This is a genomic window from Methylobacterium sp. CCH7-A2 (genome assembly GCF_001557075.1).
GTDB lineage: Bacteria > Pseudomonadota > Alphaproteobacteria > Rhizobiales > Beijerinckiaceae > Allobosea > Allobosea massiliensis.
Window position 1 is genome coordinate 58,340 of record NZ_LSKN01000008.1, and the last position, 11,122, is coordinate 69,461.

Sequence of the window (11,122 nt, forward strand, 5' to 3'; positions counted from 1 at the left end):
ACGTTGCGTGAGACCCTGACCGTCCTGGCCGGCCTGCTGGTGCTGGCGCTGCTGGCCGCCCTGATCGGGCCTGGCTTTGTCGACTGGCGCGGTTATCGCCCGCATTTCGAGGCGCGCTTGGCCGAGACGCTGGGCGTCGAGACCCGCATCGGCGGCGGCATCGGCCTGCGGCTGCTGCCCTCGCCGCGGCTGACGCTGCAGGATGTCCGCTTCGGCGGCGCGGCGGCGGAGACGAGCCGCGCCTCGGTCGAGACGCTCACCGTCGAACTCGCGCTCGCCGCGCTGACCCGCGGCGAATTCCGGATCGCCGATGCGCGGGCGGAGGGCGCGACGGTTTCGCTCGCCTTCGACGAGGCCGGCGCATTGCGCCTTCCGGCGCGCGGCGGTGCCGGTCTGCCGACGCAGACGAGCCTCGACCGTCTCTCGATCGGCCGCTCGGTGCTGATCTGGCAGGAGGCGGGCCGCGAGCCCGTGACGATCGGCCCGATCGCGGCCGAGATCTCGGCGGTCAGCCTCGCAGGTCCCTGGCGCATCGAGGGCGAGGCGGCTGGCGCCTCGCTGCGCATCACGACCGGCGCGCTCGAGCCCGACGGGAAACTCCGGACGAAGGCCTTCGTCACGGGGCAGGATATCCAGCTCGGCTTCGACGGCAGCGTCACACTGCCGGCCACCGGGAGCGCTCCCGGCCTCGATGGCTCTTTCACCCTTTCGCCCGGCGGCGCGCTCGCTCTCTCCGGCAAGGTCAGCGGCGGCAGCCGCCAGCTCGATCTCGCCGGGCTCGTCCTCGACATTGCCGGGGGCGCGGCGCGGCTGGAGGGCGAAGGCCAGTTCATGCCCGGCTCGGGCGGCGGCGTCCTGGCGCTGCGCGCCCGCAGGCTCGATGCCGATGCGCTGGCCGAAGCCCTCGCGGCGCGGCCGGGCTTCGAGCGGGCTCTGCAGGGCCTGCCGGGACAGATCGACCTGTCGCTCGATCTTGACCAGCTGATCTGGCGCGGCGAGGATTTTTCCGCCTTCGGCCTGCGCGGCAAGCTCGATCCGCAGGGCCTGTCGGAGGCCACGGCCTCGGTGCGCGTCGCTGGCGCGCTGCTGGGCGCCAGTGGTAGCGCCGATGCGCAGGGTGTGGCGGGCCGCCTCAATCTGAAGGCCGGGGATTCGCGCCGCATCGGGCTGGTGCTGGCGCGGGCGGGGCTCGATCCGGCTCTGGCGGATCTCGTCGCGGGGCTCGGGCAGATCGACGCCGAGGCGATCGGGGCCTGGGATGGCGGGCGGCTCGCCCTTCAGCGCCTGATGCTGACAGGTTCTTCGGGCGTGAGGCTCGATCTGTCGGGCGACGCGACGGCGGAGCGGCTGTCCGCCAGGGCCGTGCTGAACGGGTTCGATCTCACCAATCTGCCGCCCGGCGAGAGCGTCGCGGTGCTTCTGGGCGCGCGCGATCTGGCGCTGGATCTCAGCCTGACGCAGGCCCGTTTCCGCAACGTGCCACCCGGTTCCGCGCAGCTCGACCTGCGGCGGCAGGGCCGCGACTGGCGGCTTAGCCGTCTTGCCATCGACGGTTTCGGCGGCGTCAGCGTGTCCGGCTCGGGAGCGCTCCTGGCCGAGGGCGGCGAGATCGCCGGTCGCATCCGCGCCCCGCGTTTCGAGGCGGTCGCGGCGCTGGCGGGGCCGTTGCTGCCCGAACCGGCGCGGCAGGCGTTGGGGCGCGCCTCCGACGGGCTGGCCCGGCTCGATGCCGCCTTCCGGCTCACCCGCGCGCCCAGCGGCGAAACCGGTTTGGTGCTCGACGGCGGCGCTCAGGCGGGGCGGCTCTCGCTGACCGGGCGGCTCGATGCCGGCGGGATTTGGACGGGGGCGAGGCTGCGCTTCGATCTCGCCGACCGGCGCCAGGCCTTTCAGGCGCTCGGACTACCCGTGCCGCGCCAGAGCGGCCCCGGCGAGCTCGTTCTGACGCAGGAAGCGGGGCGGCTAACGGGCACGCTGGCGGGCCCCGGCCTCTCGATCGCGGTCGAGAGCGAGGCTGCGGCCCCGGCGCGGCTCGCCGTGCAGGCGGATGGCATTGGCCAGATTCTGCCGGACGCTGCAGCCCGTCTCCTGCCGGACGGGCTGGTCGATCTCCATGCGCGGCTCGGAACGTCTCCGGAGGCGATCACGCTTGGCGAGGTCGTCGTCAATCTCGGTGCGGCGACCGCGCGGGGCGCGCTGTCCCTGGCGCGCGAGGGCGGAATGCTGAGTGGCCGGCTCACCGTGCCGACGCTCGATCTGCGGAGTCTGTTGGCCGCTGCGCTCGGCGCTGGCCCCGCCGGTCTCTCGACCTGGACGACGGCGCGGTTCGGGCCGCCGGCCGCGCTGCCCGATTTTCAGCTGGCGATCGAGTCGGACAGCGTCACCGCGGCCGAGGGGACGATCCTGCGCGACGCCCGCTTCACCCTGCGCTCGGACATGGAGGGGCTGCGGCTCGACGATCTGTCTGCCGGCTTCGGCGGCGGGCGCGTCGGTGGACGGCTGACGACGCGGCGAGAAGGTGGGCTCGGGCTGCTTTCGGGGCGCGTCACTCTCGAAGGGGTCGAGTTGGGGCCCTTGACCGGAGGCGGGCTCGGCGGTCGGGTTTCCGGGCAGATCGAAGCCGGCGGCTCCGGCGAAAGCCCGGCACGGCTCGTCGCGGCGCTAGGGGGAGCCGGGAGCCTGACCTTCACAAATGCGCGTCTCAGCCGCTTCGACCCCGCGGCTTACGCCCGCATCATTGCCGGCACGGGCGAGGACGCCTCCGAAAGCGATGCAGCGCGGCTGCAGCAGCGGCTGGCCGAGGCGCTCGACCGCGACGCCTGGGCGCTCGGCAGCGTGACCGTGCCTTTTACCCTTGCGGGCGGGCTGATCCGGCTGCAGCCACTCACCTTCGAGCGCAATGGGCTGCGGGCCGAGGCCAACGGCATCGTTGATCTGCGAGCCCTCACTCTGGATCTGCGCCTCGGGCTGCGGCCGCTCGGAGCGCTGCCGAAAGGCTGGCCGGCGGACGCGCCGCAGATCGGCGTCGCCTGGCGCGGGCCGCTGAGTGCGCCGCGCCGCGAGACCGACGTCAATGCGCTGTCGAACGTCGTCGCCGCCCGCGCCCTGGCGAGGGAGATCGAGCGGGTCGAGGCGTTCGAGGCGGATGCGCGCGAGCGCGCCGCCCAGGCGCGGCGCCTGCGGGCCGAGCGCGAGATGCGCGAGAATGCCCGCAGGCTCGCCGAGTTCCTCAAGGCCGAGGAAGAGCGGCGTCTCGCCGAGGAGAAGCGGGCCGAGGAGGAGCGTCGGGCCGAGGAAGCCCGCCGCCTGGTCGAGGAGCGGCGGGCGGAAGAGGCGCGCCGGGCCGAGCAGGCGCGCATGGAGCAGGAGATGCGCCGCCGCATCGAGGCGGAGGAGCGGGCCGAGCGCGCGCGCGCGGCGGCCGAGCGGGCGGCGGAGCGCGAGGCCTCTCAGCCGCAGCAGCCGGGGCCGCTCATCCTGCCCGGTGCGCCGCGGGCGAGTTTCCCGGAGTCGGGGCTGCAGCCCGCGCCGCCCCTGGCACCGCCGCTCGAGATCCAGCCCCTGCCGCGCCCCTTGTCGCGCGGCGCCCAGCCAAACTGAGCTTGGTCCTCGCAATCTGATTCAGGGCGCTGCGGAGCCGATTCAGGTGGCGGTCGCAAAGCGCTGCAAGACAAGGGCAATCCGCTTTGCGGGTGATGCGCCTGTCCGCTTCAGTCCGGCGCTCTTGCCGCGCGGTCGCGGTAATGCGCCAGCACATGCAGACGCAGCGCCGAGGAGAGATTGACCTGGCCGCGATGGTCGTCGATCGCCGCGATCAGCGCGGCCACGGTTCGTCCCTCGGCAGCGGCGATCTCCTTCAGCGCCTCCCAGAAGGGCTCTTCCAGCGAGACGCTGGTGCGATGGCCGGCGATGGTTAGGGATCGCTTCCGCTCCGCGCTCACGGCGTCGGCTCGTCGTCCGGCGGCGAGGCGAGGCGGTGGCCGTCCAGGGTCCGGGCGGCCTTGTCGCGCTCGGCCTCGGTCAGGCTCCGTTCCGCCTTGGTGCGGCCGAAGGTGATCCGGTTCTGCTGCGCCTGCTGCTCGGCCTCCTGCCGCGCGCGCTGCTTGCGGACCCGGCGCAGATTGATGATCTCGGCCATGCGCGGCGCCCCTCAAGCCGGGCCGAGCATGCGCTCAGGCCGGACGGTGGCGTCGAAGAGATCGGCATCCACGCCAGCGCGCAGCGCCTCTTCGCGCAGGGTCGTGCCGTTGTGATGCGCCGCCTTGGCGATGCCGGCGGCCTTGTCGTAGCCGATCGCGGGGGCCAGCGCCGTTACCAGCATCAGCGAGCGCGAGAGCAGGTCGCGCAGCTGGCCCTCATTGGCGACGATGCCCTCGACGCAGTGGGTGCGGAAGCTGTCGGCCGCGTCGGTCAAAAGCCTCACCGACTGCAGGAAGGCGGCGCCGATCACGGGCTTGAACACGTTGAGCTCGAAATGGCCTTGGCTGGCGGCGAAGCCGATCGTGGTCTGGTTGCCCATGACCTGGGCCGCGACCATGGTCAGGGCTTCGGCCTGGGTCGGATTGACCTTGCCGGGCATGATCGAGGAGCCGGGCTCGTTTTCGGGGAGGGAAATCTCGCCCAGCCCCGAGCGCGGGCCCGAGCCCATCAGGCGGATGTCGTTGGCGATCTTGAACAGATCGGCGGCGAGTGCGGCGAGTGCGCCATGGGCGGCGGCGAGCGCACCATGGCTCGCCAGCGCCTCGAACTTGTTGTCGGCGCTGCGGAAGGGCACGCCGGTCAGCGACTCGACCTCGCGGGCGAAGAGGGCGGCGAAATCGGGATGGGTGTTCAGCCCGGTGCCGACAGCGGTGCCGCCCTGCGCCAGGGCGTGCAGCCCGCCGAGAGACGCCTGGATCCGACTGACGCCGAGATGAAGCTGCATCGCATAGCCCGAGAATTCCTGGCCGAGCGTGACGGGCGTCGCGTCCTGGAGATGGGTGCGGCCGATCTTGACTAGCCCATCGAACGCCGCGGCCTTGGCGGCCAGCGCCTGCTCGAGATCGCGCAGCGCCGGTAGGAGCGAACGCGAGATTTCCAGCGCGGCGGCGATGTGCATCGCGGTCGGGAAGCTGTCGTTGGAAGACTGGCCGCGATTGACGTGATCGTTGGGGTGGACCGGCGACTTGGCACCGAGGCCGGCGCCGAGCAACTCGTTGGCGCGATTGGCGAGCACCTCGTTGACGTTCATGTTGGACTGGGTGCCCGAGCCGGTCTGCCAGATCACCAAGGGGAAATGCCCGTCGAACTGGCCCGAGAGCGCCTCGTCCGCCGCTTGGCCGATGGCGCCGGCGACGCGCTGGTCGATCAGGCCGAGATGGGCATTCACATGCGCCGCCGCCTTCTTGACCAGCACGAGCGCGTGGACGAGCGGCAGTGGCATGCGCTCACGATCCCCGCCAATACGGAAGTTTTCAAGCGACCGCTGGGTCTGTGCGCCCCAATAGCGATCGGCGGGCACGGCGATGGGGCCGAAGGAGTCGGTTTCGGTGCGGGTCTCGGACATGGCGGCCTGCCTTGAAGGGGCTGCCCCGGCGCGAGCGCCGGCGGGACGAGCCCGGTGCGGAATCGCGGCCGGCACCCGGCCGGTCAGGTCTTCTTGCGGAAGGAATCGAGGCTGACGACCTGGGCGCCGCCGCTCTCGGCGGTCTCCGGCGTCTCCTCGGTCTTGGCATCCTCGGGCGCGGCCTTGGTCGCCTTGACGCCCTTGGCGGCCGCCGGAGACACCTCGCGCGGCTTGATGGCGGGAACCCCGGCGGGTGTCGCCTTGACGGGGAGGGCGAGGGGAGCGGGCGGGGCCTCGCTCGGCTCCGAGCCGGCACCGCGCGGGCGAGGCGAGGCGGCCGGCTCCGCCGCAGCCGCGGGCTCGGCCCCTTCCTGCGTCTCGAACTTCAGGCCGAACTGCACGGACGGGTCGAAAAAGGTGGTGATGGCGTCGAACGGGATGAGCAGGCGCTCCGGCACGCTCGAAAACGAAAGGCCGACCTCGAAGGCGTGCTCGCTGACGCTGAGATCCCAGAACTGATGCTGGAGGACGATGGTCATCTCCTCCGTGTGCTTGTCGCGCAGTCGCTGCGAGAGGCGCACGCCCGGGGCCGTCGTCCGGAAGGTGATGTAGAAGTGGTGGTCGCCCGGCAGCCCGTCGCGTCCGGCCTCGGTCAGGATCTTGCGCACGACACCCTTCAACGCGTCCTGCACCATCAGATCATAGCGAAGAACGTCCTTGGACATCGTGTCGTGGTTTCCGCTTCCAGCATCCCGCGGCAGCCACAAGGCAGCCTGACAAAAAAGTGGAGGCTTCTGTTGCCAGGCGCCTCCGGGCCCCGCCTTACGTCGCTAAACGGAAGGACTTAGGTTTGGGAACCAGCACCGCTTACGCGGCGACAGCAACCCGAGCATTGTTGTCGTTGGCAACTATGCGTTAGCCCTATAACGGCGGAACCATACCGGGCAAAAGAACGGCCTTTACACTCTCGTCGATCCTATTTCGCCCCCGCCGCAACCCTGCCACTCGGTGGCCTGGCAAGCCCGCGGTCCAAGATCCCGCAGGCCGCCCCAGGGCTCGCGCCGCAGGGCTGTGGTGGAGGCGCCGGGTACCGCCCCCGGGTCCGAAAAGCTTATTCCGACGCTCGTTTATCGCCATAGCCGGTCTTGCGAACGGCACGACCAATATAGGGGCTGCATCGCGCCGGGGAAAGAGCCGATGGTCGTGGTGCCGGCTTAATTTCCGGGTGGCGGGAGGTGGCGCAGGATCCGGCCGTCATGGGCGTGGATGTCGACGGCGACCTCGTTGCCGCTGCGGTCGCGGCCCGCGACCTCCCAGCGCTCGTCGACCAGCACGAGATCCTCGATGTGATCCACGCCCGAGCGCCAGGCGATGCGCCGGGCCGCGTCTTCCGAGACGCGGTAGGCCGGATCGTGGAGGGATGCGACCTGTGTCGCGGCCGTGCCGGGCCGGCCCGCATCGGCGGGCGTGCAGGTCACCACCGCGGCAACGGCCCACGCCGCCGCCGCGACAGCACCTAGTCCCATCAGCTTGATCATGAATCGTCAGTCCTCTCGATCTCGGATCGGCATATGGGAAAGGCCGGCGGGAATGTCCCGCCGGCCTCCGGTCAATTCACCTCGCGATCGCGTGAGGTCGGCCGTCAGGGTCGGACGCCCGCCGCCGCTGGCCGGTCCCGTTCCATCTTGATGACGGTGCCGTCCGTTGCCCGCAGGTCGATCTCGATTTCGGCGCCGGCGGCGTCGCGACCCTCGATCTCCCATTTGCCGTCGTCGAGGCTGATCTCCTCGATCCGCACCATGCCGTTCTCATTGGCAATGCGGCGGGCCTCGTCCATCGAAATGGCCGGGGCGCCTGCGCCGGCAGGCGTGTTCGGCGCCTGCACCTGCGCCAGAGCGGGGAGGGGCAGGGCCAGTGCCGCGGCCAGCAGGGTCGCGCGGGTCCGGTCGCGCAGGGTCATGGTCTCGTCTCCTGTTCGGTTTCGGTCAGGGGTCCGGGAGGCAACCCGGCGCGCCCGCTCACGGTTCCTGACAGAAACCGGGGGACGAGCGGCGGCGCGGGCGCGCGGGCCCGGCGGTCAGCCGCTATGGTGGCGCGCTTCGACAAGAGATTCGCGCATGCGCCAGTATCACGACCTGCTCCGACGCGTCCTGGACGAGGGCGTCCGCAAGGACGACCGCACCGGCACCGGCACGATCGCCGTGTTCGGCCACCAGATGCGTTTCGATCTCGGCGAGGGCTTCCCGCTCGTCACCACCAAGAAGCTCCATCTCAAGTCGATCATCCACGAGCTGATCTGGTTCCTGCGCGGCGACACCAATGTGCGCTATCTGCAGGACAACGGCGTCACGATCTGGGACGAGTGGGCCGACGAGCAGGGCGATCTCGGCCCGGTCTATGGCCTTACTGTAAGGGGCTCCTAATATATAGGATCGGGACGGGCCCTAGGTAAATGGGCGCCCCGTTTCCCGGCACGTCTGCTAGCTCGGTTCGACGGCCTGCTACGACCAGCAAGAAGCCCCGGCGCAGTTGGTCAGGATTGCGAAGCCGGGGATTCTTGCGGATTGGGTAGGCGTTGCCGTTTTCGTCGGCCTTGCTGTAATGCAGTCAGCAGGTGCCAGCGTCGCAAGGAGCCGACGCTTCTTTTTTATCACGTCATTCCCCGCCCCGCCCTCTATGCAAACGGGATCGTCGACGGTGGCGTTTACGGATTGTCAGACGCTTCCAGCAGTTCAGCGATCTTCACGCACAGGGCCGTAGCCGCACGATCGAGCGTCGTTAAGGTCGGATTGCGGATGCCCCGCTCAAGTCCGCTCACATAGGTCTGCTCTACTCCCATGCGCACGGCAACCTGGTCCTGAGACAGCCCGGCGGCGATGCGGAATTTGCGCATGTTTTTTCCAACGATTTGCCGAACGTCCATGCAGGGAACGAAACGGAATACCGCTTTTCATTTCTAGGTATTATAGTATCTAAATAGCGACTCGCTTTCTGCCTTTCCGGGACTCCAGCGATGCAGAAACGAAAATCTGTGATTTTCGACGATGTTCCGCGAAAGCGCGGGTTAGGAGATGCCCAAACGGCGCTGTTTAAGAATCCCAATCGTGCTCCCAGCTGCAGCATTCCTGGATGTGAGGTAAAGTGCCCAAGATCCGCGCCGTTTGCTTTGACTGCTTTGGTACGACTGTCGATCTAACCGAAAGGAGAAAGCCTTATCGCCGATTCATTGAAGGTGGCTACGATTCCCTGTCTAAAGCGATGCTAACAAACCCGTTTAGCATCAGAGAACTGGCTCACAAGACGCTCGACAAACCAACAGAGGCCATGATCGTTGATTGGGAAACCGATCTCGAAGCAGAGCTCGCTACAATACAGCTTCGACCGGGAATTCCGGCAATGTGGAACGCAATCAAGCGAGCAGGGCTCAAGATCGCAATATGTTCAAATTTGCCTTTTCCATATGCTCAGTCGGTACTCGAGGTACTTCCCGATCAATTTGATGCGTGGGTTCTTTCGCATCGATACGGGGTTATGAAACCGCACAAGAAGATTTATCGGATCGTGGCATCGCAGCTCCATCTGCCGGTCTCTCAAGTACTGTTCGTGGGAAGTCGGCTGGAGGCAGATGTTAGCGGTCCGATTGCTGCCGGCGCGAGCGCGCTGCCAATTGGCGAGTTTGAGGCGTCTTTGTCATCTCATCCATCGATCTATGCTCCGCGCTATATCAGCAAGTTCTTTGAACGCTTGTCAGCGGTCGATCCCGCGTAGCGCCGGCCGTTGGCACTTCACACCAGATGAATGGGCGAATCCCGTAAAATCCGGACGACGTCCACTCTCGCCGATGAAAGCGACTTGAACGTGCCACAAGGAATAATCCGGGATGACGTGCGCCTGCAGATCCGGGCCGTCTGCTTCGATAGCTTCGGAACGCTCGTCGAGATTGGCGACAAGCGCCGGCCGTTCAAAACGCTTTTGGGCGATGACCCTACACCGGACACCGTAAGGAGGGTACTGACCAAGCCAACCAGCCTTCGCGATCTCGCTTATGACCTCTCGCTCGCCCTTGATGAAGAAAGCATGGTCGCGCTTGAGGCTGACCTGGAAGCGGAGCTTGCGTCGACCCGGCTTAGGCACGGAATGAAAGTCCTCTGGGAATCGCTGCGCCAGGTAGGACTGCGGGTTGGTGTCTGCTCCAACCTTGCTGCGCCGTACCAGAGCGCTTTGCTTCGGTGCCTGCCGCACACCCCAGATGCGCTCGTCATGTCCTTCCAAGTCGGTTTTATGAAGCCGCAAGCTGAGATCTATCAGCAGGTTTGCACGCAGTTCCGCCTAGAGCCAGAGCAAGTTTTGTTCGTCGGTGACCACTTCGAGGAAGATGTAATCGGCCCGCACTGCGCTGGTCTGTTTTCAATGCACATCGCCGAGTTCGAGAGGGCGCTGGCGCAAGGGCCTTCGCCAGCGACGCATAGCGCACTTGTCGAGCTTCTCGACCGGCTCGCTGAGTTCAGCCAAGACACAACCCGGCGGTGACGTGACAAGCGCCTCAACATCGGTAGCTGAATTGAGGGACAAGGTTGCTACGCGCCTGTTGGTGATCTCCGATCTGCATCTGGAATTCGGCCCGTTCCAATTTCCCGAGCCGATGCCGGAATTTGACGTCGCTGTGTTTGCCGGCGATGTGCACAAGCCGATTACGGCTGCTCTCGAGTGGTTGGTGCGACAGCGGGAAGCCGGCCCCCTCCGTGACCGCGACATCGTCTTCGTCGCTGGCAACCACGAGTTCTATAAGCACGAGCTGAACAGCGCCTCGGCTCTCGGGCGCGAAATCGCCGACAAGGCAGGTATCTATCTGCTGCATCGCCGGACTGTGGCCATCGGGCAGGTCCGCTTCATCGGCTGCACCCTCTGGACTGACTATCGCCTCCTGAGCACGCCAAGTCAGTCGATGGCCTCGGCCGGACAAGAGCTGAACGATCACCGCCTGATCCGGTACCAAGAGGAGGGCGGTCGTTACGGCCGCTTCGCGCCCCGGCACGCCCTGGCCGAACATCGGCTCGACCTCGCTTTCATACGCAGCGAACTCGCGAAGCCGCATGACGGATCGACCGTCGTGGTCACCCACCATGCGCCGCATCCGCAGTCTGTTCAGAAGAGGCACCTGGGCGACGCATTGTCGCCTGCCTTCGTTTCGGACCTTAGTGCCGTCATCGTGGAGTTCCAGCCCAAGCTCTGGATCCATGGCCACGATCACGGGTCGCACGACTACATGGTCGGGCGAACGCGCGTGCTAGCCAACCAGGCCGGATATCCCACTCAAAACGGAGGTCGTGAAAATGAGGGCTTCGATCCCCGCTGCATAGTGGTCGTATGAGAGCGTTACCGTGCACCTCCTGGTAGGAAAAATGCGGGTGAATGAGCAGTTGTTGGCGCAACTCGCCCGGACGAGGCATCGACGTTTTGGCGCTGAGCGCTCGAGAGGAGCGAGGCAGAAAATCGTCGCGCTGTGAGGGTGTGTCAGGCGCCACGACAAACTGCCCCCCTGACGCCATGAGGAACTGACCCCTCTGGAGAGGAGGT

The 11,122-nt window shown here is 67.4% G+C and carries 11 protein-coding genes, 1 other RNA gene and 1 pseudogene; 5 read left to right on the top strand and 8 right to left on the bottom strand.

Annotation, left to right across the window (positions count from 1 at the left end; genetic code table 11):
* Positions 1–3: 3 nt before the first annotated feature.
* On the top strand, positions 4–3,600 hold the full coding sequence (locus AX750_RS00455) for an AsmA family protein (protein ID WP_066734405.1): 3,597 nt from the start codon (positions 4–6) through the stop codon (positions 3,598–3,600).
* Between the two features lie 110 nt (positions 3,601–3,710).
* Here the strand turns inward: AX750_RS00455 and AX750_RS00460 are convergent, their stop codons facing one another.
* The 7 genes from AX750_RS00460 to AX750_RS00490 form a co-directional block, all read right to left on the bottom strand.
* Positions 3,711–3,941: a ribbon-helix-helix domain-containing protein gene (locus AX750_RS00460; protein WP_066734404.1), complete on the bottom strand. Its 231-nt coding sequence runs from the start codon at positions 3,939–3,941 to the stop codon at positions 3,711–3,713.
* On the bottom strand, positions 3,938–4,138 hold the full coding sequence (locus AX750_RS00465) for a DUF4169 family protein (RefSeq protein WP_066734402.1): 201 nt from the start codon (positions 4,136–4,138) through the stop codon (positions 3,938–3,940). The genes AX750_RS00460 and AX750_RS00465 overlap by 4 nt, the downstream gene beginning before the upstream one ends.
* Before the next feature lie 12 nt (positions 4,139–4,150).
* Positions 4,151–5,545 (bottom strand): class II fumarate hydratase, encoded by a 1,395-nt coding sequence (gene fumC / locus AX750_RS00470; protein ID WP_066734399.1) that lies wholly within the window; start codon positions 5,543–5,545, stop codon positions 4,151–4,153.
* 83 nt (positions 5,546–5,628) lie between these two features.
* A complete protein-coding gene (locus tag AX750_RS00475) occupies positions 5,629–6,270 on the bottom strand; it encodes a ClpXP protease specificity-enhancing factor SspB (RefSeq protein WP_066734397.1) in 642 nt (213 codons plus the stop codon).
* A gap of 58 nt (positions 6,271–6,328) precedes the next feature.
* Positions 6,329–6,740, bottom strand: a transfer-messenger RNA (tmRNA) gene (gene ssrA, locus AX750_RS00480).
* A 19-nt stretch (positions 6,741–6,759) separates the two neighbouring features.
* Positions 6,760–7,083 (bottom strand): PepSY domain-containing protein, encoded by a 324-nt coding sequence (locus AX750_RS00485; protein ID WP_066734395.1) that lies wholly within the window; start codon positions 7,081–7,083, stop codon positions 6,760–6,762.
* 104 nt (positions 7,084–7,187) lie between these two features.
* On the bottom strand, positions 7,188–7,505 hold the full coding sequence (locus AX750_RS00490; protein ID WP_066734392.1) for a PepSY domain-containing protein: 318 nt from the start codon (positions 7,503–7,505) through the stop codon (positions 7,188–7,190).
* Between the two features lie 157 nt (positions 7,506–7,662).
* Here AX750_RS00490 and thyA point away from each other — a divergent pair.
* A pseudogene (gene thyA, locus AX750_RS00495) lies at positions 7,663–7,947 on the top strand (thymidylate synthase); the annotation flags it as partial.
* A gap of 302 nt (positions 7,948–8,249) precedes the next feature.
* Here thyA and AX750_RS00500 read toward each other — a convergent pair.
* Positions 8,250–8,438 carry a helix-turn-helix transcriptional regulator gene (locus tag AX750_RS00500; RefSeq protein WP_245282266.1) on the bottom strand — a complete coding sequence of 63 codons (189 nt, stop codon included), beginning with the start codon at positions 8,436–8,438 and terminating at the stop codon, positions 8,250–8,252.
* 248 nt (positions 8,439–8,686) lie between these two features.
* Between AX750_RS00500 and AX750_RS25250 the strand changes: the two genes are divergently transcribed.
* From AX750_RS25250 to AX750_RS00510, 3 genes are read left to right on the top strand one after another with little or no spacing between them, the layout of a single operon-like run.
* Positions 8,687–9,313 (top strand): HAD family hydrolase, encoded by a 627-nt coding sequence (locus AX750_RS25250; RefSeq protein WP_156450034.1) that lies wholly within the window; start codon positions 8,687–8,689, stop codon positions 9,311–9,313.
* Between the two features lie 30 nt (positions 9,314–9,343).
* Entirely contained in the window at positions 9,344–10,075 is a 732-nt protein-coding gene (locus tag AX750_RS00505; protein ID WP_066734388.1) for an HAD family hydrolase, read from the top strand.
* Complete coding sequence (locus AX750_RS00510) at positions 10,020–10,916, top strand: metallophosphoesterase (RefSeq protein WP_197431928.1); 897 nt, start codon at positions 10,020–10,022, stop codon at positions 10,914–10,916. Before AX750_RS00505 ends, AX750_RS00510 begins: the two co-directional genes overlap by 56 nt.
* Positions 10,917–11,122 lie beyond the last annotated feature (206 nt).

Coding starts and splice junctions, on each gene's coding strand:
- AX750_RS00505 (WP_066734388.1), top strand. CDS start 9,344: ATGGGCGAATCCCGTAAAATCCGGACGACGTCCACTCTCGCCGATGAA.
- AX750_RS00485 (WP_066734395.1), bottom strand. CDS start 7,083: ATGATCAAGCTGATGGGACTAGGTGCTGTCGCGGCGGCGGCGTGGGCC.
- fumC (WP_066734399.1), bottom strand. CDS start 5,545: ATGTCCGAGACCCGCACCGAAACCGACTCCTTCGGCCCCATCGCCGTG.
- AX750_RS00490 (WP_066734392.1), bottom strand. CDS start 7,505: ATGACCCTGCGCGACCGGACCCGCGCGACCCTGCTGGCCGCGGCACTG.
- AX750_RS00465 (WP_066734402.1), bottom strand. CDS start 4,138: ATGGCCGAGATCATCAATCTGCGCCGGGTCCGCAAGCAGCGCGCGCGG.
- AX750_RS00475 (WP_066734397.1), bottom strand. CDS start 6,270: ATGTCCAAGGACGTTCTTCGCTATGATCTGATGGTGCAGGACGCGTTG.
- AX750_RS00500 (WP_245282266.1), bottom strand. CDS start 8,438: ATGCGCAAATTCCGCATCGCCGCCGGGCTGTCTCAGGACCAGGTTGCC.